At 41.9% G+C, this 24,040-nt stretch carries 20 protein-coding genes; 1 reads left to right on the forward strand and 19 read right to left on the reverse strand.

Going from position 1 to position 24,040, the window contains the following annotated elements; genetic code table 11:
* Positions 1-18: 18 nt before the first annotated feature.
* The 19 genes from L4C32_RS11435 to L4C32_RS11525 form a co-directional block, all read right to left on the reverse strand.
* A complete protein-coding gene (locus L4C32_RS11435) occupies positions 19-3,870 on the reverse strand; it encodes a YhdP family protein (protein WP_428197012.1) in 3,852 nt (1,283 codons plus the stop codon).
* 13 nt (positions 3,871-3,883) lie between these two features.
* Complete coding sequence (gene rng, locus L4C32_RS11440) at positions 3,884-5,353, reverse strand: ribonuclease G (protein WP_428197013.1); 1,470 nt, start codon at positions 5,351-5,353, stop codon at positions 3,884-3,886.
* A gap of 11 nt (positions 5,354-5,364) precedes the next feature.
* Positions 5,365-5,937, reverse strand: coding sequence for a Maf family protein (locus L4C32_RS11445; protein ID WP_428197014.1), 573 nt, complete (start codon positions 5,935-5,937; stop codon positions 5,365-5,367).
* A 10-nt stretch (positions 5,938-5,947) separates the two neighbouring features.
* Complete coding sequence (mreD, locus tag L4C32_RS11450; RefSeq protein WP_428197015.1) at positions 5,948-6,436, reverse strand: rod shape-determining protein MreD; 489 nt, start codon at positions 6,434-6,436, stop codon at positions 5,948-5,950.
* Positions 6,426-7,328: a rod shape-determining protein MreC gene (mreC, locus tag L4C32_RS11455; protein ID WP_428197016.1), complete on the reverse strand. Its 903-nt coding sequence runs from the start codon at positions 7,326-7,328 to the stop codon at positions 6,426-6,428. The genes mreD and mreC overlap by 11 nt, the downstream gene beginning before the upstream one ends.
* A gap of 30 nt (positions 7,329-7,358) precedes the next feature.
* On the reverse strand, positions 7,359-8,402 hold the full coding sequence (locus tag L4C32_RS11460) for a rod shape-determining protein (RefSeq protein WP_428197017.1): 1,044 nt from the start codon (positions 8,400-8,402) through the stop codon (positions 7,359-7,361).
* A gap of 248 nt (positions 8,403-8,650) precedes the next feature.
* Positions 8,651-9,079 (reverse strand): prepilin-type N-terminal cleavage/methylation domain-containing protein, encoded by a 429-nt coding sequence (locus tag L4C32_RS11465; RefSeq protein ID WP_428197018.1) that lies wholly within the window; start codon positions 9,077-9,079, stop codon positions 8,651-8,653.
* A gap of 153 nt (positions 9,080-9,232) precedes the next feature.
* Complete coding sequence (locus tag L4C32_RS11470; protein ID WP_428197019.1) at positions 9,233-9,676, reverse strand: prepilin-type N-terminal cleavage/methylation domain-containing protein; 444 nt, start codon at positions 9,674-9,676, stop codon at positions 9,233-9,235.
* A gap of 167 nt (positions 9,677-9,843) precedes the next feature.
* Positions 9,844-11,067, reverse strand: coding sequence for a type II secretion system F family protein (locus tag L4C32_RS11475; RefSeq protein ID WP_428197020.1), 1,224 nt, complete (start codon positions 11,065-11,067; stop codon positions 9,844-9,846).
* Positions 11,068-11,079: 12 nt separating this feature from the next.
* Positions 11,080-12,810: a GspE/PulE family protein gene (locus L4C32_RS11480; RefSeq protein ID WP_428197021.1), complete on the reverse strand. Its 1,731-nt coding sequence runs from the start codon at positions 12,808-12,810 to the stop codon at positions 11,080-11,082.
* Positions 12,810-13,931, reverse strand: a complete 1,122-nt coding sequence (locus L4C32_RS11485; protein WP_428197022.1) for a tetratricopeptide repeat protein — start codon at positions 13,929-13,931, stop codon at positions 12,810-12,812. Before L4C32_RS11485 ends, L4C32_RS11480 begins: the two co-directional genes overlap by 1 nt.
* Positions 13,932-13,933: 2 nt before the next feature.
* Positions 13,934-14,776, reverse strand: coding sequence for an ExeA family protein (locus L4C32_RS11490; protein WP_428197023.1), 843 nt, complete (start codon positions 14,774-14,776; stop codon positions 13,934-13,936).
* A 12-nt stretch (positions 14,777-14,788) separates the two neighbouring features.
* On the reverse strand, positions 14,789-16,444 hold the full coding sequence (gene mshL / locus L4C32_RS11495) for a pilus (MSHA type) biogenesis protein MshL (RefSeq protein WP_428197024.1): 1,656 nt from the start codon (positions 16,442-16,444) through the stop codon (positions 14,789-14,791).
* A gap of 12 nt (positions 16,445-16,456) precedes the next feature.
* Entirely contained in the window at positions 16,457-16,804 is a 348-nt protein-coding gene (locus L4C32_RS11500; protein ID WP_428197025.1) for an MSHA biogenesis protein MshK, read from the reverse strand.
* A complete protein-coding gene (locus L4C32_RS11505; RefSeq protein WP_428197026.1) occupies positions 16,797-17,438 on the reverse strand; it encodes a type II secretion system protein GspM in 642 nt (213 codons plus the stop codon). Before L4C32_RS11505 ends, L4C32_RS11500 begins: the two co-directional genes overlap by 8 nt.
* The gene (locus tag L4C32_RS11510) at positions 17,435-18,898 is read right to left on the reverse strand and encodes an MSHA biogenesis protein MshI (protein ID WP_428197027.1); all 1,464 of its coding nucleotides are present in this window, start codon (positions 18,896-18,898) and stop codon (positions 17,435-17,437) included. The genes L4C32_RS11505 and L4C32_RS11510 overlap by 4 nt, the downstream gene beginning before the upstream one ends.
* A gap of 158 nt (positions 18,899-19,056) precedes the next feature.
* A complete protein-coding gene (csrD, locus tag L4C32_RS11515) occupies positions 19,057-21,024 on the reverse strand; it encodes an RNase E specificity factor CsrD (RefSeq protein ID WP_428197028.1) in 1,968 nt (655 codons plus the stop codon).
* Between the two features lie 187 nt (positions 21,025-21,211).
* Complete coding sequence (locus tag L4C32_RS11520) at positions 21,212-21,766, reverse strand: single-stranded DNA-binding protein (protein WP_428197029.1); 555 nt, start codon at positions 21,764-21,766, stop codon at positions 21,212-21,214.
* Between the two features lie 156 nt (positions 21,767-21,922).
* Positions 21,923-23,086: an MFS transporter gene (locus tag L4C32_RS11525; RefSeq protein ID WP_428197030.1), complete on the reverse strand. Its 1,164-nt coding sequence runs from the start codon at positions 23,084-23,086 to the stop codon at positions 21,923-21,925.
* Between the two features lie 222 nt (positions 23,087-23,308).
* On the opposite strand from L4C32_RS11525, the gene L4C32_RS11530 reads away from it, so the two are divergent.
* Positions 23,309-23,959, forward strand: coding sequence for a LuxR C-terminal-related transcriptional regulator (locus tag L4C32_RS11530; RefSeq protein ID WP_428197031.1), 651 nt, complete (start codon positions 23,309-23,311; stop codon positions 23,957-23,959).
* Positions 23,960-24,040 lie beyond the last annotated feature (81 nt).

Raw genomic sequence — 24,040 nt, forward strand, 5'->3', positions numbered from 1 at the left:
TTTAACCAGCACCAGATACTACTGACCTGATTTCAACTCATCTTCAGACAAACGGTATTCGCCTTTGCTTCTTGATAACTCTTTAACGGTAGGAGCATCTAAAGGCCCCTTTACTTCATATTGAACTTGAGTAATGACATCAATAACTGGAGATAAAGCAGTCGTAACCGCTAAGACATACAGGGCTGTTACGGGAGTGACGGCAAATGCAGTTAAAATCGGAATCCCTGATGTTAAATCGGGCGTGAATTTCACTTCGGCATCAACCAATCGTGTATTCAAATCGGCTCTGCCTTTAATGACCATCTCGCCAGCCACAGCATCCATGATTAAATTATTACTGACAAACACCCCTTTATGCATCTTTCCATCACCAGTAATCGAGTTAAACGCCATTCCCTCATCAAACACATCGGTGAAATCTAATTTCATTTTACGAATGATCGAATCTAAACTAAATAGTCCTAATAATCTTGCCGCACCTTTGACATCGGTAATCGTCCCACTGCCAAATTTCGTTTTGACATTACCATTTAACGTATCCACTCGCATCGACCACAGCGTACCATCCCAATCCAGATTAGCCGTTGCAGAGAATGGGGCTTTTTGGATGCCCGAGCTAATACCGAAACGTTCGGAGAGTTCAGAGTTATTTTCACCTTTAATGGTTAGGTTAAAATCTGAATGTGAGTAATTTTTCTGCTCATTTAAACTCCACTGCCCCTGCAAATGAAAGAGATTTTTACCACTGGTCACCGAAAACTCTTGCCAGATCAACTTCTCTTTCTCTCGTCTCAATTGCAAATTTACTTGGCCAAGTTTATACCCTTGTAACCATGCATCTTTAATCGAAAAATCTAAACTCGGAATATACTGATGCAACTGACTATCCAGTTTAGAGATCAACGGCTGCTCATTTTTAGCATGATGTATCTTATCGTCACCCTCCGAATCTAATGCTGGCAGATAGAGATGCATGCTATCTAATTGAACAACTAAAGGTGAGCCCTCACGATAACGCAACTCACCTTTTGCCTCTCGACTATCAAGAGCAACATACCATCCTAACGATTTTTTTCGTGCTTCACTCTCAACATCATGCCATTGCAAACTGGCTAGAGTCAGCTCTTCAACGTTAACAGCAATCTTCTCTGGCATAGGAATAACTGGTAATTTACCCTCAGCAGAGGCCGACGGTGTTACATCAGAAAAGAGGGGGAACAGATCAAACCACGCATCCATATTAAACTGCGGCGCATTCACTGATGCATAATGCCCCACCACAGGACTGACTTTAAAATTTCCCTTACCAATGACGACATTACTCGCATCAATCACTGGTTTTTGATCACTGATATCGATCTCAGCTTGATATTTTGCTTGAGGCAAAGTCACTCGTCCAGATAGAGCCTGTTTATTACCAGATACTTGAACTCTTGCCTTTCCACTGTCAGAGAGTGATTTATTCAGTGGATAAGGAAGGAAACTTTCAACGTCAAGTAGGTTGGCTAGCAGATCGACCTGATAAGTGAAACCAATATCTTCTACCTGAACATCGATGCTACTGTTCCAGTCAATATCACCACTCACACGAGCCATAACCTGATGATCAATATAGGGTTTTAACGGTTCTACTTTCCAACGTCCTGAAGCATTAATATCAACCGCATACCCTTTCGATCGATCTTCTCCATTAAAATCAACAGAGATCGGTTGTTTAAGTAGCAGAGCTTCTAGTCCTTTCCCATTAATGACATCATCATCAAAATTGACCCGTCCAGTCACCGATGACAGCGCCATAGAAAGAAAAGGGATATCTACTTGATTATTATTCAGATCAGCGTATCCCCAAGAACGTACTACCGAACCATCAAATGGAATATCAAGCTGAAATTCTGTGGTGACATCACCCTCCACTTGAAAGGTGGTTAACGCCACACCAACGGAATCAACTAACGGGCTGGCCGTCATGTAATTTCTCACGGACTCCCCTGAAGACTTGGCATTGGCCGTGATCATCAAGCGCCCCTCTTCACCTAGTTCTTCCACTACACCAATAACTCGGGTCGCTTCCACATCCATCAATTTGGCGGAGCGGGAATCAAAATACATGCCGGCATTTTTAAAGGTAAGATCAAGCTGAAGATCCTCTATGGTTGGCCACGCCGTATCAAAACTAAATTTCGCCTCTTGCAGGGGCACTTCAATTTGAAAAATTCCATCATTTTTTTCATATGGAAAATCCGCTAACTCGCCATACCATAGCAGTTGAGCTGTTTTTGCTTTTCCCCCTTGAATTGCAGTGGATAGGTAATCAGTCAGTGATTGGCCGAGAGCTAACGTCGGTAGGTAACGCCATGTTTCCCCTGCGTTATAAGCATCCACTTCACCATAAAAAGAGAGGACCGCTGAGCTCTCATAGGGAAAATCCAGCCTAAACTCACCTATCGCTTGCAAATCGGGGGTTGTCACATCAATTTTATCTGACCACAACTGCCAGCCATCGTTGCTGAGAGTCCAGTAAGCCATGACCTCCCCATATTTAATGTTCAAAGGGGCTTGGAACACCTCACCATAAGGAAGTTTATCATCCAGCAGTGTCACCTTCGCTTCACCTTTTTCAGTGTTGCCTGCCAGTTGAATATTCAGTTTATGAACTTCTGGTAATAACTCCCACTGTTGAATACCAAACTGAGTGATAGACGCAGAAAAATAGGGCTCTTCCTGATCTCTTTTTGCAATGCGCACATCACCAACTTGGCCTTGTGGTCCTAATGTTTTAATCCAGTTATCTATCGATGCTGATTCAGGAATAAGTGAAATGAGGGGCTTGATCCTATCCAACGACAGCTCATTGATGTTAAGCAACCACTGATCGTGACTCCAAGAGAATGCGGCGGACAGTTCAGGCCATCTGTTCTTATCGCTTTCAATATTCAGCTTTGAAGCGTAAACATCCCAACCCGCTTCGGTCGGAAACAGCTGTAGCAAGCCATTTTGAATAGCCAATGAGTGTTCGCGCTTGCCATCCTTCCACTCAATCAACGAAGGTGACACTTGAACCATGGCATCTATCGGTTGCCCACCTTGCAAACTTGCCCAAGCTTCTATGCTTAGATCTCCCGTAGTAATACCCGTTTCATCTTGTAGATAGCGGTTTAGCCAGGGGGTAACTTGAATATCATTAGCTTGTAGGTAAAAATCACCGTCCAGTGAATCTATGGTCCCTTTTTCGCTGAAATTAGCGATCACTTTTAATCGATTCAATTCACTATCAGCAATGCTTAACGTCGCCTCAACGAGGTGCGTTCTCTCTGCATTTTTCCACTTTAGCGAGTTGATATCCAATGAGCGCTCTTCACCACTTAATGAGGTAAAGGTAACTTGCGAGTCAGACAGAGAGAAATGAACGAGTTGAACTAAAAATATCTGTTCAATATTGTCAAAAAGTGAGTTTCCGGCAGAGGTGGAGGACGATGCATTCTGACCTGGCAGTTCAGTGAAGTCCGCCTTTACCCCTGAAAGCCTCAAATCGGCAAGCTGCGGTTTCCAAATAAGCAGTGATGATAAGAGGTTAGCTTGAACTTCAATATTATCGATATCCAATAAAAGCTTATCACTGCCTGGAACAACGACTTTTAGACCCGATAAATTTAAAGAGGGGTTGGTATTGCGCCAGCGCCCCTGTACAGAATCAATAGTCACTTCAAAGCCAGTTCGATCCGATAGCCAAGTTTGAATCTCGACTTGATACTGGTTAAGTTTCGGCAACGCCACTCTTAAAGCGGTAATAGAGAGTGCTGCCACTACAAAAATAGTGAGCAGCAGCCACATTACAAAGCGTTCTATTCGGATCGTCGTTGAAAGCACCTATTGTTCTCTCTTACATCATCACTACATCAAACTGTTCTTGGATATAAAGCGGCTCTGCTTGGACTTTAACCTGCTTACCAATAAAGACCTCTAATTCAGCAAGAGCATGGGACTCATCCCCCTCTAAGGCGTCAGCCACTGAGGATGAGGCGTAAACGACAAATTTATCGGCGTCATAAGCTCGGTTTACCCGGGTGATCTCCCTCAAGACTTCATAACAGACACTTTCTATGGTTTTAACTGCACCGCGTCCTTCACAGGTCGGACACTGAGAACATAAAACATGTTCAATACTCTCACGGGTTCTTTTACGGGTCATCTCGACCAAGCCTAACTGAGAGAAACCATTAATATTGGTTTTTACTCGGTCATAACTTAATGCGACATCCAGTGAGTTTAACACTCGACTACGATGTTCATCGGAAATCATGTCAATGAAATCGATGATGATAATGCCACCTAAATTTCTAAGGCGAAGCTGTCTTGCAATCGCTTGTGTCGCTTCGATATTAGTATTAAATATAGTCTCTTCTAGGTTTCTTCGTCCAACAAAGGCACCAGTATTAATATCAACCGTTGTCATCGCTTCTGTCTGATCAATGATTAAGTATCCGCCTGATTTCAATTCAACTTTACGATCAAGCGCCCGTTGGATCTCATTCTCAGTTTCATACATATCAAAAATTGGCTTATTACCTGAGTAATATTGCAATTTCTCCGTTAATTCAGGCACAAATTCAGAGGTAAACTCAGACAGCTTCTCAAAAGCCATTTTTGAATCAACCAGAATGTTGTCCAGTTCAGTTCCTACAAAATCACGTAAGATACGTTGATCCAGACCTAATTCACCATAAAGCATTGACTTAGTTTTGTATTTTTTTCTTCGTTCGATGATCTTCTGCCACAATCTTTTCAAGAATTTAGCATCCTGAGACATCTCAGCTTCTAACGCACCTTCTGCCGCTGTGCGGATAATAAAGCCCCCTGTGGCATCACAGTAAGATGAGACTGTTTTCTTTAGTCGTTCTCGCTCTTTTTCACTATCAATTCGCTGAGAAACTCCCACATGGCTTGCCCCTGGCATAAAGACTAAATAACGCGATGGCAGAGTGATATCGGTGGTTAAACGTGCCCCTTTTGTACCAAGTGGATCTTTAACCACTTGCACGACGATATCCTGACCTTGACGGACTAGCTCAGAGATATCTCTAACTTGAAACTGACGCTTCTCATTTTCAGCAACACATTCGGTATGAGGAACAATATCTGAAGCGTGCAAAAATGCGGCTTTTTCTAAACCGATGTCAATAAAAGCCGCCTGCATGCCAGGTAGTACTCGACTGACTTTTCCTTTATAAATATTGCCGACAATGCCTCGTTTTGATTCTCTCTCGACATGGATTTCTTGAAGAACGCCACTCTCAATCATCGCGACGCGTGTTTCACTCGGTGTCACATTGATCAATAACTCTGTACTCATAGTGAACCTTCCTAAATATGTTTAAATTCTGTCAATAGCTGGTCAGTTTCCATTAAGGGCAATCCAACCACGGCGTAATAACTACCTTCAATACGAGTGACGAACTTGCCGCCTACCCCTTGAATACCGTAACCGCCCGCTTTGTCACAGGGTTCTCCACTGTGCCAATAGCTAATAATCTCTTGTTCTGAAAGAGGCTTAAACCAGACTGAGGTCGTAACTAAAACCGTGGCTGTTTTATGTTTATTGGCAATACAAACCGCCGTCATCACCTGATGCTCTCTTCCTGACAACAGCATCAACATCTCTTTCGCATCATCTAGGTCGCGGGGTTTTTCTAATACTCGACTGTCCACCACAACAATCGTATCGGCCCCAAGTACAGGAGTTAAGGTTTGAATCGCATTCACGCCCGCTTGCGCTTTATCTTGAGCTAGGCGTTCCACATAGTCTGAGGCAGTTTCGCCCTGTTGTTGTTTCTCTTCGACATCCACTTTAAGGATATCAAACTGATAACCCAGTTGTTGCAGTAGCTCTTTTCGACGAGGTGAGCCTGAAGCGAGATAGAGATCCAAGGTTTCCATATTTTACCTACTATCGAATTGACCAATGACGACGGATTCGGCGCATTAATAAGAACATCCAAGGCCACAATATTGCGTTAATCACACCCGACCATAAAAGGTGTGGGTTAAATACAACATCACTGACTAAATACTCACCAAAGAACTCCAGAATTTTGGCGACCATGGTAAGTCCACCAAACAGAACCCCTTGCTGCCATAACGCCATATTACGCAACACTTGAAAGTTCAATGCGACAATGTACACCACAATAGCGATCATCATTCCGCGCACACCTAAGGTGGAACCCAAAATAAGATCCCACAGCAATCCAATGATCATTGCGGTGCCAACATTCACTCGATGTGGCAGTGCCAATACCCAATAGAACATCACTAGTAATACCCATGAAGGACGCAGAACCTCTAAGGTTCCAGGCCATGGTGCTGCTTGAAATATCAGCGCAATCAAAATTGAGGTCCAAATAACCAATCGGCCTTTGGTATATCTATTCGCCACTCTCTTTTACCTCTTTCGCAGTGTCAGGCAAAGATGTCTCTTCTTCCTCGGGGAGGGCTAAATCGACCTCGGGTTCTGTCGGCCAAACAAGAAGAAGGTACCGAAGGCGATCAAACTCGACGGCAGGTTCAGTCGTTACTCTTGCAAACGGGCGTTTATTATCCAACTCTACGTTGGTGACATAACTGACCGGATACCCTTCTGGATACCGCCCCCCTAAACCCGAACTGACTAACATGTCACCAATTCGGATGTCGGTACTGGTGGGGATATGTTCCAGGTGCAACTCTTCCATCTGACCACTACCTGAGGCTATCACTCGAATATCATTTCTCACGACTTGCACAGGAATGGCGTTGTTTGCATCGATCAGTAACAGCACACGACTGTTGTGAGCTCCAACATAGATAACTTGGCCAACGATCCCTTTGTCATTGATGACAGGTTGGCCTAAATAGACACCATCTATTAACCCTTTATCGATCATCACTTGGTGTTTATAAGGGTCAGAATCTACCGCCATCACTTCAGCAACCATCTTTCGCTCATCACGAATAAATGGAGAACCGAGCAGGTCTCGCAATCGGCCATTCTCTTGCTGCAGCTGTTTTAGCAAAATAAGATCACTTTTTAACACCAACATCTCTCGTTGCATGCTGACGTTGCGATCCATTAACTGCTGATGACTGCTAAAACGATCATACATACCATCAAACATGGTTCGTGGTAGATTTGCAGCATATTGCAGCGGGGCGACTAAGCTATTGAGGAAATATCGTACATCTGAGAATGTATTTAAACGACTATCGGCCAGCATTAAGCTGGCCGATATAATTACCGCAATAAACAAGCGTAATTGTAGAGAGGGTCCTCTACCAAAAATTGGCTTCATTGCATATAACCTAATTGGTAAGTTTGGAACTTACTCTTCACTGAAGAGATCACCACCGTGCATATCAATCATTTCGAGAGCTTTACCGCCACCACGAGCAACACAAGTAAGTGGATCTTCAGCAACCACAACCGGAATTCCAGTCTCTTCGGTCAATAGACGGTCAAGATCTCTCAGCAGCGCACCACCGCCTGTTAGTACCATTCCATGCTCTGAAATATCAGACGCTAACTCTGGTGGACACTGCTCAAGAGCAACCATAACAGCAGAAACAATACCGGTTAGAGGCTCTTGTAATGCTTCTAGGATCTCATTGGAGTTCAAGGTAAAGCTACGAGGTACACCTTCAGCAAGGTTACGACCACGAACTTCTATTTCACCTACTTCATCACCTGGGTAAGCCGACCCAATTTCATGTTTAATACGTTCAGCGGTTGCTTCACCGATCAAACTGCCGTAATTACGACGAACATAGTTAATCACCGCTTCATCAAAGCGATCACCACCGATTCGTACTGAAGAGGAATAGACCACGCCATTCAGTGAGATAACGGCTACTTCAGTGGTACCACCACCGATATCAACCACCATAGACCCCGTCGCTTCCGAAACCGGAAGGCCAGCACCAATAGCCGCCGCCATAGGCTCATCAATCAAGTGGACTTCGCGCGCACCAGCACCTTGCGCTGATTCGCGAATTGCTCGACGCTCAACTTGGGTGGAACCGCAAGGAACACAGACCAAAACGCGAGGACTAGGTCGTAAAATGCTGTTGTCATGTACCTGTTTAATAAAGTGCTGGAGCATCTTTTCAGTGACATAAAAATCAGCAATAACGCCATCTTTCATTGGACGAATCGCGGAGATATTTCCAGGCGTTCTACCTAGCATCTGCTTCGCTTCATGCCCAACAGCTGCAACACTCTTAGTAGAACCTGAACGATCCTGTCGAATGGCTACTACAGATGGCTCATCAAGAACAATACCTTGTCCTTTTACATAAATCAGTGTGTTGGCAGTACCTAGATCAATAGAGAGATCATTTGAAAACATGCCACGAAGTTTTTTAAACATAATCTTCGTAAATCCTAAAAGCGGGTTAATATCAATACTCTGCTAAATGTACCAATGCCAAGCCGTTACAGCAAGAGCTTAAAGTCCAATCCTGAACTAAATCAATAAAATTATCGTTTTTTTAGTGAGAACTGCCACAAATAGCCATAATGAATACTTATGCCTACCATTCATTGCAGTCATTTCAATATTATTCAGGCATAAAAAAGGCCTGCTAAAAAGCAGGCCTAATCATCATTTAAATTTAGTTAGCATTTGTCATCATCAATAGTGATTGTTGGAACACCTACTGCAGTCGGGGCGACATAGGTCACTGCACATTCAGTTTCAGTGGCGTCTTTAAAAGTAAACACACCAGAAGTAAGTTCTGTCCAATCAGTATAAAGGCCAGGAACTGCAGCGCCAATACCTGCAGAAGTTGCTGTAGGGTATCCATAAATAGCCATAATACCCGCAACATCAACTGCTGTTGTTGATGTTTCTTTGCCATCAATCGCCGCTTTGGCGTATACGATGGTACCAGCGCCTTGCATCGCACCTTTTAGACCTTGCAGTGCCGATTTACGTGCATCACTCTGTAGATTAAGAAACTTAGGTGCGGCTGTCACAGCTAAAATACCTAAAATAACAATAACTACTACTAACTCAATTAGAGTAAAACCACTTTGTTTCTTCATTACCATCACCTTGTAAGCTGTTTCATTAATAATACTTTGTCTGAATTATAATAGTAATACAAAACGGCGTACCAATACAACAATCTATATTCACAATTCGCATAAAAAAGCCAGCAATCAAGCTGGCTAAATAATAGTTAATGGGTTTATGTTTTAACAGCCACTCTCAGCAACTTCAATGGTTGGCACGCCACCACTAGTCGAAACGGCAGTATATGAGACACTACAGTCCGCTTTTGAGTTACCATCAAAGCTGTATGAGATATCAGCACCACTGACAGCAGTGGTTAATTTATCCCAATCACTCAGACCAGTCACAGCTTTACCAATACCGCTATCGTCACCAGTAGGGTAGCCATAAGCTGTTGTAATATCACCCGCTAGACCACTGTTTTTAGTCTCTTCGCCTTCAATGGCTGACTTAGCATAAACAATACTAGAAGCCCCCTGCATCGCTCCCTTCAAACCTTGCAGAGCAGAAGATCGTGCATCGGTTTGTAAATTTAAAAACTTAGGTGCTGCAGTCACGGCAAGAATACCTAGAATAACAATCACAACCACTAATTCAATTAGGGTAAAACCAGCTTGTTTTTTCATTTTATCTCTCTTTAATTAACTAACGGTTGAAACGTTCTCAATGCAATAATGCTACGCTTTTAACACAGCACTTCGTCAGAGCCATGTAAAAATTGAAACAATATCACACACTACTCCGTTCTAATATTTATGTATACTTTGTTTATTATTCAGTGTGATGAAGCTAGCTAACCTTTGACAACGTCCAGTAAATTCCACATCGGTAGGAATATACCCAAAGCAAGCACTAAGACCATTCCAGCCACTACGACTAACAACAGTGGTTCAATACGAGCGGTTAATGTTTTCAGATCATAGTCCACTTCTCTGTCATAAAAATCAGACACTTCAAACAGCAGGTCATCAATCTGTCCCGTCTCTTCACCGACCGATATCATCTGCAGAACCAAAGGCGTAAAGATATTGGTCTGCGCTGCGGTGACAGCAACACTGTTACCCGCTTCGATGCCTCTTCGCATCTCATCTAGACGGTTCTCTAAATATTTGTTACCTAGAGACTCAGCGGAAAGTGTAATTGATTGATTCAGTGGCACCCCCGATTTCAACATCAAAGCAAACGTACGTGCAAAACGTGACATTTGAGCACGATTGGTAATATCCCCTACAATCGGTATCCTTAACTGTATTTTGTCCCAAGTCTCTCTGCCCTGAGCACCTCGTATCCAAGCTTTAAATGCAAAGCCTGCACCAAAAGTTGCAGCTAACATCATTGGCCAATAGTTGACAAAGAAATTGGACATCCCTATTAGGAATCGAGTTGGCAACGGCAACTCTACCTCAAAACGAGCAAACATCGTGGCAAACTGCGGAATCACTTCTAAATTAAGAATCACCATCGCTATCACTAAAGCAATAATGACAAACGACGGATAACGCATTGCCGATTTAATTCTTTTCCGGGTCTCCATCTCTTGCTCAAAATAATCGGCAAGCTGCTTTAAGGAGAGATCCAAGCGACCGGTATTTTCACCAACATGAATCATAGAGACAAATAGAGGGCCAAAAACCAATGGGTGCTGTTGCATTGATGATGACAAGCTACGCCCGTTAGTTAAATCGGCAGTCACGGCTTCTAACGTGTTTTTTAACTCTTTATTCGTTGTACTTTGAGATAAACCTCTCATCGAACGCAGAAGAGGTACGCCCGCTTTCGTTAAGCTGTACAACTGACGACAAAAGATAACCAACACATCTAAAGGCATTGGGGTTTTAAGCAGGTTCGAAAAATCAATCGATGAGAAAGCAGCAGACTCGACATGCTCATCAATAGCGGTCGGAATAATGCCATCATTCATTAACTTTTCGACCGCGGACTCTTGCGATGCTGATTCCAGCACCCCTTTTACCACCGCACCTTTGGCATTTCGCCCTTGATATTTAAAACTGGCCATTCTTTATCTCAATCACATCATGATGGGTTCAATCGCACTGGCAGAGTTTGCTTCTCCGAGTGCCATCACTTCATCTAAACTGACCAAACCGGTTAACGCATGTTCCATCGCAGACACGAGCAGTGGTTTATAATCTTTGTTTTCACGAGCCTTTTTATTAAAACTCACTGCATCATTACTTTTTAAGCAGTCCATCATATCTTGATCGAACTCCAGCAGTTCAAAAACACCAACTCGGCCACGATATCCAGTTAAATTACAGTTTTGACAACCTGCACCACGTTTAAAAATGGCATTAACTTGCCGAGGAAACCGGGTTTCAAGCCAACTTTTACGCGCTTCATCAAGCGGATCTACTTGCGCACACTCCGGACATACTTTGCGCACTAATCGTTGAGCCAGAACCGCTCTAACTGCACTGGCGACTAAATAACCCGGGGCCCCCATGTCGATCATTCTGATGGCACTGTCTACGGCATCATTGGTATGCAGTGTCGACAAGACTAAGTGACCAGTTAATGCCGCCCTTAGTCCAATATCAACCGTCTCTTGGTCACGCATCTCACCGATCAGAATAATATCGGGGTCTTGACGTAAGAAGGTTCGAAGGACCGTTGAGAAATCCAAATTAATCTTAGGATTGATCTGTACTTGGTTAATACGTGAGAGACGGTATTCGACAGGATCCTCTGCGGTAATGATCTTTTTACCAGGCTGGTTGAGTTCATTCAGCGCACCATAAAGTGTGGTCGTTTTACCGGACCCCGTAGGCCCTGTCACTAAAATCATGCCATAGGGTCTGCGAAGTTGTTTTCTTAACGACACTAACATCTCAGCAGGAATACCTGACTCTTCAAGTGGTCGAATACCGGAAGATTGGTTTAACAGACGCATCACCACCGACTCGCCATGTTGGACTGGCATGGTTGACATACGAATATCGACAGACTGTCCACGAACCTTGATATTAAAACGCCCATCTTGTGGTAATCGCTTCTCAGAAATATCGAGGTTGGCCATCAACTTTAAACGCAGAACCAACGCTGAGACGATATTTACTTCGTTGAGCAGAGTTTCAGATAAGACACCGTCCACACGCTGCCTAATACGCAACACATTAGAATCTGGCTCGATATGAATATCCGATGCCCCCACTTGAACCGCATCTTCAAATAGAGAATTGATCAGTTTAACAACCGTAACTTCTTCGCTCTCTTCACTGCTAAACGAAAAATCAAACTCTTCGCCCGCGTCATCATCATGCTCAGCCTGAAGCTGTTCCGCAAATGAGGCGATCAGTTTAGTCCGACGATAATAGCGATCAAAACTGTCAACGAGCTGTTTTTCTGAAGCAATAATCAACTCAATACGGTATTGCTGCAATTGACCTAATACCGCTTCTTGGGCAGAAAGATCCGCGGGATCACTCATCGCAACACGTAATGTATTTCCATTTTGGCTGATCACTAGCGCTCTTAAACGACGAGCATGCACTTCAGGTAATAACTGCACCACAGAGGCATCAATTTCAGCACGATTAAGATCGATAAGCGGAATGGAGAGCTGCTGAGATAGGAAATCTAGCATCTTCTTTTCGGTTAAAAAACCTAGCTGAATTAAGGTTGCACCTAGTTTTCGGCCACTACTTTTTTGGGCCACTAGCGCTTGTGATACTTGCTCTTCTGAAACAATTCCCTCTTCAACTAAAAGGTCACCAAGTCTTTTTCGTAGCTTGATTTGCATTACTCTACTCCCTCGTTAGTTGTTGTATCAGGCTCAGATAAGATCGCGACTCTATCTCTTGCAAATGCTTGAGAGCTTGATGATAACCCGGCATTGAGCATGGACTTCTGATAAGCAGCCAGTGCCTGGGATAGTTCCCCATTTCGTTCTAAGGTAATCGCCAAACCTAACCACCAGCGGCCATTTTCGGGCTCATTCTCTACCAACATACGGTAACTTTCAATCGCTAAATCATTGTGTTTGATCTGCTGAGCCAGAGCCCCTCTTAATGCAATATATTCAATGGTGACATTGAGTGGAACATATTCAAGCACCGATAAAGCCGCTTCAGGTTGTTCCTCTTTAACCAGTAACTGAGCCAAAGCATAACGAAGTTTGATACTGTCATTATCTCTTTTGATCCCTTGCTGCAACACTTTAACTGACTCTTGCAACTGCTTCTTACCATACAGCAATGCTGACATTTTCATTCTTGAGCGTTCATCACTAGGTACATATCCGAGCGCTTCATTGTATGCTTTGATTGCCGCTACAGAGTCATTCGCCTCAAGCGCTTTTTCAGCTAGAGCAACCGCTTTCTTAGCCAGTTCAGAAGGCGTTAACTCTACCTGCTGTACACTCATACTCTCTTTCAGCATTATTGCCGGCATGGCTCTTTTTTTCGGTGACTCAACCGCAGCAATCGAAATGGGCTCTATTAACGCCGGTTTCACAACAGTAGAGTCACGTTGTTTAATGGTCTCTTTTTTGTCTATCACTGTCTGCTTAATCAGTATCAAATCTGGTTTGTCATAGATCTCTATTTCTGAATTAACCTGTCTATGTGTTGGAGAGGGCTTCGTTGACGGCTCATTTTCTACTAATTCAACCGATTGTGAAGCGACACTGGCTATCTCCGTGTCACCTTTCAATGGTGTAATCTGCGCTTCCTTTGGCTGCTTAAGCGTACTACTTACTGCCCAGCCTCCTAGTAGCAGTGATAAAATGGCAGCACTTAATAACGCGCTAATTTTACCGGTTCGACGAACCTCTTTCACTTCAGCCTTAATTAATGGCTGCTTCATGTCATCGCTTTGAGGCTGCTTATCTAAATCTGATAAGGCTTGATTAATTGCACTCATTATTAGCTCCACCCCCACAATAATGGGAATCGGTATTTAGGTTTCAAAGTATCTGAAGTATCAACAATCGCATGATAAATATCATCACGAATTAATGCTGAACGGTGATGAGTAAAGCCTAATAGCAGCGCTTTATGACATATTTTATTAACGACCCTTGGTATTCCACCGCTGGCAATCCAAACCGCTTTTTTATAGGAGAGTGGGAATAGACTCTTTCCTCCACCTGACTGTTCGATACGAAAGTCAATATAAGCCACCGTTTCAGATAACGAGAGCGCTCTCAAATCTGCTGAGAATGTGATTCTTTGTCTAAATTGCCTTAAATTATGCTGCATTAACCTGTCATTCAATTCTGGTTGACCAAATAGAACAATCTGTAACAGTTTTTTGTAATCCGTCTCTAGATTTCCAAATAATCTAAGCGTCTCTAAAGTCTCATCACTCAATGCTTGTGCTTCATCGATTAGCACAACAATTGATTTACCTTTCGCTTGAAGATCAATCAGCTTTTCGTGGATTCGATCCAGCAATGCATAACCATCGCCACTCGTATCCAGCCATAACTCTTTTGCCATCGCTTGCCGAAGTTCATGGCCATCCATAACTGGATTGGGTAGATATATGAGTTCAATATCAGCAGGCAGTTGATTGATAAGCATTCTGCACACTAAGGTCTTTCCTGTACCGACTTCACCCGTTACCTTCATTACGCCCTCTCCCATTTTTATGGCAGCAAGAACGGTTTGAATCGCTTCATAATGTGGTATAAGGCCATGAAACAGTGACGTATTAGGTGTCAACGTAAAAGGAAGTTGGCTCAGCCCATAATGTGCTTCATACATACAAACTACTCTTTACTCATCCGGGAACCACTCTTGTAGCATATCGCGAGACTTCTCAATCTCTTGCTGCCACGTATCTACGCCAACAATGGTGGGTTTTAACAGAATCACCAACTCGGTTTTTACGGTTAGTTTTGTTACATTTCTAAATAAATGTCCTAATCCAGGAATATCCCCAAATAAAGGTACCTTCGACACTTGGTCAACCGTTTGCGACTTCATCAAGCCACCTATCACCACAACATCTCCATCTTTTGCACGAATGATGGAATCAGACTCTCGAATCGAGCTTTTGGCTAGAGGGAGCTGTAAAATACCGCCAACATCTCCAAGATTAATCTCTTTGATCTCTGTCTCGACATCAATAACCGCTGGGTGTACATGCAAAAGAACCTGGCCATCATCACTAATTTGCGGTGTCACATCTAAAGAGATACCAGAAAAGAATGGTGTAAGTTCAACATCTGGAGAGGCATTTGAATTATCACTGCTGCCAGTAACACTTGATACATCAGTAACATAATACTCATCAGTACCAACCTTAATCACCGCTTTTTGGTTATTAATTGCAGTCACTCTTGGGCTGGATAACACATTCAAGTCACCTTGAGTATCCATAAAACTCATGACTGCAGAAAAGTTACCATCAGAAACCGTAATGTTAGTTTGGCCGCCCAGTAAAGTGCCAATCGCATCCATACCTGGTAACGTTGAGCTCACAAGATCCTGTGAAATACCGATGGTAGTACCACCAATTGAACTGCTTATGTTTGACCAGTTAATCCCTTGTTGATAACCATCACTTAACGTCACTTCTAATAACTTAGCTTCAAGCACCACTTGGCGCTGCATACGTTGTTGAGACAGCCCTAAAAACGCTTTCACTTTTCTTAATTCATCAGGATAAGCAGTAACCGTAATGACACTCGCTTGAGGCATTACCACCACATTGCGTCCTTTACCTGAGCCAATCATCGTGCCTATCGACTTTTCAATCTGAGTCCAAAAATCACTTTCGCTCACGGTCTCTATTTCAGTTCCGCCATCGGTAGTATTAGAGTTTCCAGTGCTGCTGTTTGATGAGCTACTGCTTGAAGAATTATCACTATCAGAATCACTGTCAGATGAACTACTGTAGTTGTTATCATCACTGTTGGTAATCGAACCAGTACGAATAGAGGTTAAAGAGCGCCCTTTTCGCTTCATCTGCAAATAATCAACAGGTAAGGAGACCGTAGTTAGACCCGCCGGGAATATCTGAATAACTTTATCTTTCTTATTGATTTCATACCCATAGATATCTTGAATGGTATTCAAGGCTTCATCCATGGTGACATCATTTAAATTTAACGTAATGTTACCGCTCACTTTTGGATGAATTACCGCACTGTACTCAGTACCTTTAACTAAACTGCCGAAGAACGATTTTGCGCTAATGCCATTCGCTTGAATACGAAAACGAGTAAGCAGTTTTTGGCTATCACTAGACTCTGCATGTAGTGAAGGCATTAAGTCCGCTTGAACAGAAGCGGGTAACTCTTGTAATGAGCGTTTGTTAGCATCATTAATTGACTGGTCTAAAGCCTGTTTAATCTCTTCTGGTTCTCGATGCCCCATTGAACATGCTGTCAATGAAACTATCACAATTCCTACCACGAATTTACGCATCTTCTTTAAACCTTACTGTTTGATATCTGATGAAAAAAGTTCTAACTTCCATGTTCTGGAGCCTTTTTTTATAGTCACACGTTTGTCATCAATATTAACGACTTTATACCCAGAAACATTATCACCTTTATGAACCATCTTACTGTTTATGACGGCACTGCAAGGTTGTTCATTAATGCAGGTTAACAACTGCAGCGTTGGTACTTTTTCTCTCGGTGTTGCTTTCTTTGTGACGACCTGTTTCGGAGTCATCCACCCTAATGGTTCAGTGGGATCATGTTGCGTTTTCACTGTCGTTTCCGCTTGAGCAACAACACTTACTCCACAGATCATCAATAATAGATATTTATACTTAACCACCAATAAAGTCCTCATCTGAGCCTAACGTATAAACAACCAGTGTTAACGCTGCGATTGGATACTTCTCAACTTCATAATCAAAAGTCCGCCAATAGTAGTTCACAGGTAGTGTCTCCAACTGTGATAAATAAGCATCAATATCAAAAAACTTACCTTGTAAGACAATTTTTACCGGATGCACAAAATATCCAGCATTATTCTCCCCATCAATGAGCTGCTCAGCAGGCAAGGACTCTAAAGATACCAGTTGTAAGTTCGTTGAGCCTTGCAAAACGGTTTCTAATAACACTGCCATTTGGCTGGGAGACACAAGGCTAGCCACAACCTCAGACAACTCAAAAGAGAGAGTTTGGCTTTTTATAGTCAGCTGTTGGTACTCTGTATCAATACTCTTATTCGGATCCTGTTTTAGTTGCAACAAGGCCAAATCAATCTGCTGCTTATTGATATTAATTGTTTGTTTCTCACTCTCCACCTCTCTTTTCACTTCAGTTAAAGACGTTAACTGAGGCTCAAGAATAAAGGTGAAGGCCATAAATAGTGTTAATACCCAGCCCACAATTAGAATGAGTATTTTTTCCCTGCGATTTAATTGACTGAATTTTTCATTGAGACCGTGCCATGGACTGTTCATTTCTCACCTCCATCTTTAGTGGTTAATGTGAAAGTAACACGCCCATTTTCATCATGAAGAATTGAGAGTTTGCCAAAGGTTCTTCCGACTAAATGCATTTCAGATTTAAAGGCTTGAATCCACTTTGGAACTACCGTGGCATTTCGAGCTAATCCGGAAAAACTCATACTCTCACCTTGGATAAATATTTTTGACAGTGATATATCGTTTTTTCCAATCGTCGTTAAACTTTTCATCACTCCGGAGAACCCGATTTGAGAACTATTATCCAACTGATCTATTGCCCTAAATGACGCCTCTTTAGCTTTAATATCTTTCTTTAACCGTTCCACCGCCGCTATTTTGGAAGCCGATGGTTTATGTAATGCTAATTTCTTATTTAATTGCTCTAACTCTAGCATCTGCTGCTGGCTTTCCGCGGTCAAATGAGTGAGTTTTTTTGACTCTTCAGAGTGATTAAAGAGAATGACGGAGGAAACAATAGCCATAACAAAACCAAGAATAACCCAGCCAATCACAACATTTTTAAACGTAAAGTGATCAAATGTTGGTTTCAGGTGCTCTGGATATAAATTGACACCGTCATCGGTGAGTTGTAAACCAGACCATGCAAGCGTATCACCACAACTCTTTAATGCATCTTCGGCTAAAGGCAATTGCTTAACACTTACCCCTAATCTCGCTTGTAACTCCTCTGTTAATTGAAGTGGCTCCTCGCCATCACACATAAAGTAGAGGTTGTTAATCGCAACACTTTGCAGCTGAGAGGTTAAATAGTCTAATGAACGCTGCAACTCTAGTGCTAATGCATCTAGCTGTAAGCTATTCAAATTAGCGCCTGTTAAGGGGGGAGTTACTCCCCTCAACGAACGATTGAAGCAGATATTACTCTCTTTATAAGCGGATAGTTTAAAGTCAGACTTAATATCACGATACAAAAGCATGTAACTTTCTGACTCTTTATTCACTACCCCCCAAGCCATATCTTCAGGAACAATTCGCTGTAGAGATATATCATTCTCATGGCAAATTTTGCTCACTGACTCGATAACTTGTCTTTTAGTTACATACGTCTGCAACTTACCTAACGGTGATAGTGGGAAACCATCAGCCACAATATCGCCAAGTCGTTCAGTGACCAAGTCTTTAACTAAAAAAGGCAACGCCCCCTGATATTCACTTCTGGGTATATCGGGCGTGTCTATCTGGAAAGCTTGGTAGAGGTGAGAGCCTAAAATGATGTTGGCTTGACGATGCTCGAGAGCATTTTGATGGATTAATGAAACTAGAGAATTCATCCAATGACTAGGATCTGAGATGGGCACAAAGTAACTTTGCTCAAATTGATTACTGACATTGCTCGTCGCGGCATAAATACCATCAGAGAGTATGACTATTGAGAGTCTACTTTGCGCTTGCTTAGAAAAGTTAAACTTACTAAAAAAAGATGAATTACTCATAAACAGCCATTGACCCAAAACATAATGAAAACTCGATTCATAACTTACACATATAACTATTTGAATAGTATGATTATATTGTAACACTTTACTATAATTGACGTATTAACGTTATAATTGATACTACATTAATTGAATATTAAAAAATATAAACTCACTTATCCCCATCGACTTCGTCTTTTTGGCAACCTAAATTTCATAAAACGCTCTTTAGGTTTATCCTCAACATGAAAAAGTTCCCCTTGTGCCCCAGCAACACCCAATTGTTGTAAAATATCCAACTCATCTTGGTTGTCGACACCAACCGCTAAGACTTTAGTATCAGTATTAGCACAGGACCCAATGAGGCTCCTAACAAATAGTTGATTCTCTTGACGCTTATCGATATCAGTAATCAGGTTTCGATGTAACTTTAAAAATGAGACTCTAATATCTTTAATATAGTGAGTACTGACTATCGTTCGACCAACTTGATCAACAATAATACTGCAACCAAAACCCAATAATCTCTTAATCACAGGCCTCGCAGCATCGTAATTTGCCAAAAGCTGCCCTTCAGAAAATTCAAAAGATAAATGACTCAGGCTCTCTCTAGGCAGTTGCAATAATTCGTAACTTAACCACTGAGAAAACGAACGGTTGCCCAGCGACACTGAGTGCAAATTAATTGATATATTCTCAGTGAACTGGCTTTCCTTTAATGAGGATAGAGCATGTTGAATCACAACCTTATCCATTCTGACTTGATACCCTACTTGTGCAACAGCAGGCAAAAAACGTGCAGCCGTTATTTCTACTCCATTTTCATCATAAATACGAGTGAGCAGTTCATCATGTATTCGGGTTCTATTTTTTCCTTCAATTTCATACACAGCTTGCCGCTGAAAAAATAACGTTTTATTGTCAAAAGTTTTATCGAGCAGCGTTCTCCAACGAACATTACTTCTCGCTTCCTCTTTATTGCTCTTTTTATAGAGTGTCCAACCGTTACATAGTTGTAACTCTGATGTCTTCACTGAAGTTTCAAGCTCTTCTAGGATCTTACTTCGTTCTTCCCCACCATTAAACATAGTGATACCAATATGAAACCAATCATCTTGATTAAAAAATTCAGGAGGGGATGTTTTCTCTAAAATATTAATGCATTGATTCGCGAACTCTTTGATCTCTTTAACCCGCTGATGAGGAATAAGAATGGCAAAATCAGACTTGTAATACCTTGATAACACAGCATCAGGAAATTTTTGAATCAGATTTGTTAGTACTCCCCCAACTTCCACAATTAACTCGTCACCTTCTTGCTTACCAGCCTCATCTCTAAACTCCCCCCAATGACTCAGCCGACATACCAAGACTGCACCTTGGCTATCTTTATCTTGTAAAATTGACTCTAATTTACTGTCAAACAGCACTCTATTGGCCGATCCGGTCAGTTGATCTAAAAAGGTTTGGGTACGAATAAAGGTATCGAAACGACTCCGCTCTTGCCTGGCATCTTTCAATTCAGAGATTAACTTATCTAACGCAAAGCTCGCCGTTGCAGGCCACTCCAGATCATCACCAATAGAAAACTTATCGACTTTACCAGCGAGGATCATTCTGCCTCGTTCTTCAAGAAGCTCAGAACCTAATAGTTGTTGACGGAGCCAGTTTACCCCCCATATCAATCCTAAAATAATAATACTAATAGCAATAGTAATGGAAAAAAGAGGCCCTATCGAGTATGCCACAGAGGTGTAGGGAGCAATGGCAGCAAAAGAAATGGAATACCCTGGATGCTGTTTTAATGGGTAAGTTTGTCTGAATAACGCAGCACTGTTATATACCCCCTCGTCTTTAAAGGAGTAAAGAAGCTGTTTGTCTTTAATAATCGAGGCTTCAACGACATTGCTTGCCTTTAGCAGTTTTGGCAACCAACTCTCTTTGTTTTCCGTAGCATCGAGATCTTCCAACTCCTCCCCAATCATCTCTACGATATTGAGCAGATAGTGATTAAGGTAGTTATTGCCTAACTGCTTAAAGCTGATCGCCCCTCCAATAAAAAGGATAAATGTTGCAGCGACAACGGTAAGTGTGACAAAAGAGATCAAACGCGTACTTAATCGTAAACTTGGAGTGCTTCGCATTCTATTAAGTACCCGCCATATAATTTAATAATTCTAATAATAGTCGTTTAAATGTGTTTTTAAACACTCTAAAGCCAGCTTAGTGAGCCAACACGCTGTTTCTTGAATACATGCTGTAATGGAAGCAAAGAAAAACCCTCGATAAACGAGGGTTTTTAAGGGAATTCATACCATTAAAACGGATTGATTAAAATGGAATATCGTCATCAAAGTCCATTGGTGGTTCATTGTACTGCTGCTGAGCCGGTTGAGGCGCTTGCTGCTGTACTTTAGGCTGTTGCTGTTGTGGAGCTTGCTGTTTTGGAGCAAAATTCTTCTGCTGAGCTGCAGGTTGCTGAGGTTGTCCCCAGTTACCTTGTTGCTGTCCACCAGCAGGGGCACCTTGACCTTGACGACCACCAAGCATCTGCATCACACCATTAAAGCCTTGAACAACGACTTCTGTAGTATAGCGCTCTTGTCCATTTTGGTCTTGCCATTTACGAGTTTGCAGTTGGCCCTCAATATACACTTGAGATCCTTTTCGTAAATATTCACCTGCAACTTCTGCTAACTTGCCAAAAAGAGCAACTCGGTGCCACTCCGTTTTTTCACGTTGCTCGCCACTGCTTTTGTCTCTCCAAGATTCGGAGGTTGCAATCGTAATATTGGCAACCGCTCCGCCACTTGGCATATAGCGTATTTCAGGGTCATTACCCAAATTGCCAACTAAAATTACTTTATTGATGCCACGGCTGGCCATAACGAGCTCCTGAATAATAATAAATGATGTGCAGTTGCACTGTTACAAATCTAAAACGGTCTGACATTTTAGCATAATCGCTATTACTCAAGAAAGAGTAAAACAGAAACATCCATCGCAATTTAGATTAATTAACACAACTATGCATTTTTAGCTTTATATTTCAATCGATTGAAATCCACGATACCAAAGAACAAATAAAAACATCAGAAGAGCAACTGCCATCCCATAAATGGCTTGAGCACCATAAAGCTGCATAATCCCCCCTCCGACGACACCACCAATAAATGCTCCTAAAAATTGACTGGTACTGTAGACCCCGGATGCGCTGCCCCGATAACTGTCTGGAGCAATTTGACTCAATAATGAAGGCATGGAGGCTTCAAGATAATTAAAACCTGAAAAATAGAGCCAAGCACCAAAGCCGATGAACCAAAGTGAGCTAGGGTTAAACCCAATAATTGTGACCCCAACAATCAAGCAACTTAGAGAAAGTAAATTAGCGATTTTTTGATTACGCTTACCAAATCGCATTAGTAGGCCTAAAGAGAGAAATGACAACAGAAAAACAGGAAGATAGAAGTGCCAGTGTTCATCTGCTGCCAAATGATGGGCTGCTAGTTGGAGGGGTAATGCAATAAAGAGTGACGTCATAATGCAGTGAATTACAAAAACACCAAAATCCAGCTTTAATAAGTTAGGATTCAAGAACACTTTTTTTATGCCTGATAGTTTAACGTCAGCGGCTTTCTTATCACTTTTTTTAATAGGTGTTGGTACTACAAATAGAACCAATAGGATCGCAATAATGGCCATGATAGCGATGACATAAAATAGACCAGACAAACCTAGGTGCGCAGCGAGAAAAGGCCCAAGAATCATTGAAACGGCAAATGAAAGACCAATCGATATACCAATAACAGCCATCACTTTGGTTCGCTGCTCTGCCCTGGTTAAATCAGACGCTAAAGCCAACACCGCAGCTGCAATAGCCCCCATCCCCTGAATAGCACGACCTAAGGCAACACCGTAAATGGATGAGGATTCTGCAGCCACAATAGAGCCGACAACAAATAACAAGAGACCGATAATAATAATCGGCTTCCGACCATACTTATCAGATAACCAACCAGCAGGGATCTGTAATAGCGCCTGGGTGCAGCCATATGCCCCAATCGCAATGCCCACCCAAGCTAAACTATAACCATTAAGATCATTCGCATACAATGCCAACACTGGCATCAACATAAATAAACCTAGCATTCTAAATACAAAGACGAGTGCCAATGATATCGCCGTTGTTCTTTCAACTTTATTCACTAATAATTTTCTCGTTCATAGCATTGAATCTATATTCTAAATAGAACACTGGATTTAATTGCAAAAAAGTGTGTATTACGCCAAACTCTTTTGATAAATTTTACAAAATTAACACAATTGTAATGAGTTATTTCTCATAAAAAAACTAATTTCGTATTCAAATTTTCACAACTTTAGTATGATGTTCAAACATTAATCAGATGTAATGGTATAGCTTAGATTATGAAAACACCTTCAGCGCAGCTAGTCTTGGTATCCAATGCCAATTTACAATCGTCCACCCTACTTCACTACCTACACTCTAAAGTTGGCGTGGCTATTTCGCTGTTTGATATCTCAAATGATCAACATACTGTTTTGAACCTAGACAAAGATCGTATCATATTTTTGATTGACCTTTCTGCTATCAAAAGTATTAGTGAGATGGATTCATTAATTTTTGCTCACATTAACCACAAACAGACAGTACTCCTTAACTCTGATCAACCTCTTGAAACAGAAGAATTAACTAGCTGGCCAAACCTTGTCGGTATCTTTCAAAGCTCTGACCGAATTGAAACAGTAGCAGCCGGATTAGAGAAGATATTATTAGGTGAAAACTGGCTATCTCGCAAAGTGTTAGGTCAACTACTCGCTTACTATCAAAATGAATCTCGTATTCAAAGTTACCACCCGCCAACGGATATTGAATTGACACGCAGAGAGACTGAGATTCTTCAAACCCTGAAAGAGGGCGCCTCTAACCTTGAAATTGCAGACCGCCTTTTTATTAGTGAGCATACGATTAAGTCACATCTCTACAATATATTTAAGAAATTAGAGGTCAGAAATCGCCTCCAAGCGATGGCATGGGCAAAGCAGCACCTATGCTGAAAGAGATAACTAATTCCTTACTCATACTTTTCCTTGCAGAAAGTCTAATACTTAGTTACGACTAATTGATAAGATATTCTG

The organism is Aliivibrio kagoshimensis (genome assembly GCF_050337105.1).
In the GTDB taxonomy this organism is placed as follows: Bacteria; Pseudomonadota; Gammaproteobacteria; order Enterobacterales; family Vibrionaceae; genus Aliivibrio_A; species Aliivibrio_A kagoshimensis.

Bases quoted from the DNA above. Each gene is read 5' to 3' on its own strand.
- L4C32_RS11530 (WP_428197031.1), top strand. From the start codon at position 23,309: ATGAAAACACCTTCAGCGCAGCTAGTCTTGGTATCCAATGCCAATTTA.
- L4C32_RS11475 (WP_428197020.1), bottom strand. From the start codon at position 11,067: ATGGCCAGTTTTAAATATCAAGGGCGAAATGCCAAAGGTGCGGTGGTA.
- L4C32_RS11465 (WP_428197018.1), bottom strand. From the start codon at position 9,079: ATGAAGAAACAAAGTGGTTTTACTCTAATTGAGTTAGTAGTAGTTATT.
- L4C32_RS11485 (WP_428197022.1), bottom strand. From the start codon at position 13,931: ATGAGTGCAATTAATCAAGCCTTATCAGATTTAGATAAGCAGCCTCAA.
- L4C32_RS11445 (WP_428197014.1), bottom strand. From the start codon at position 5,937: ATGGAAACCTTGGATCTCTATCTCGCTTCAGGCTCACCTCGTCGAAAA.
- L4C32_RS11460 (WP_428197017.1), bottom strand. From the start codon at position 8,402: ATGTTTAAAAAACTTCGTGGCATGTTTTCAAATGATCTCTCTATTGAT.
- L4C32_RS11505 (WP_428197026.1), bottom strand. From the start codon at position 17,438: ATGAACAGTCCATGGCACGGTCTCAATGAAAAATTCAGTCAATTAAAT.
- L4C32_RS11510 (WP_428197027.1), bottom strand. From the start codon at position 18,898: ATGAGTAATTCATCTTTTTTTAGTAAGTTTAACTTTTCTAAGCAAGCG.
- L4C32_RS11480 (WP_428197021.1), bottom strand. From the start codon at position 12,810: ATGCAAATCAAGCTACGAAAAAGACTTGGTGACCTTTTAGTTGAAGAG.
- mshL (WP_428197024.1), bottom strand. From the start codon at position 16,444: ATGCGTAAATTCGTGGTAGGAATTGTGATAGTTTCATTGACAGCATGT.
- L4C32_RS11470 (WP_428197019.1), bottom strand. From the start codon at position 9,676: ATGAAAAAACAAGCTGGTTTTACCCTAATTGAATTAGTGGTTGTGATT.
- L4C32_RS11490 (WP_428197023.1), bottom strand. From the start codon at position 14,776: ATGTATGAAGCACATTATGGGCTGAGCCAACTTCCTTTTACGTTGACA.
- mreC (WP_428197016.1), bottom strand. From the start codon at position 7,328: ATGAAGCCAATTTTTGGTAGAGGACCCTCTCTACAATTACGCTTGTTT.
- csrD (WP_428197028.1), bottom strand. From the start codon at position 21,024: ATGCGAAGCACTCCAAGTTTACGATTAAGTACGCGTTTGATCTCTTTT.
- L4C32_RS11520 (WP_428197029.1), bottom strand. From the start codon at position 21,766: ATGGCCAGCCGTGGCATCAATAAAGTAATTTTAGTTGGCAATTTGGGT.
- rng (WP_428197013.1), bottom strand. From the start codon at position 5,353: ATGAGTACAGAGTTATTGATCAATGTGACACCGAGTGAAACACGCGTC.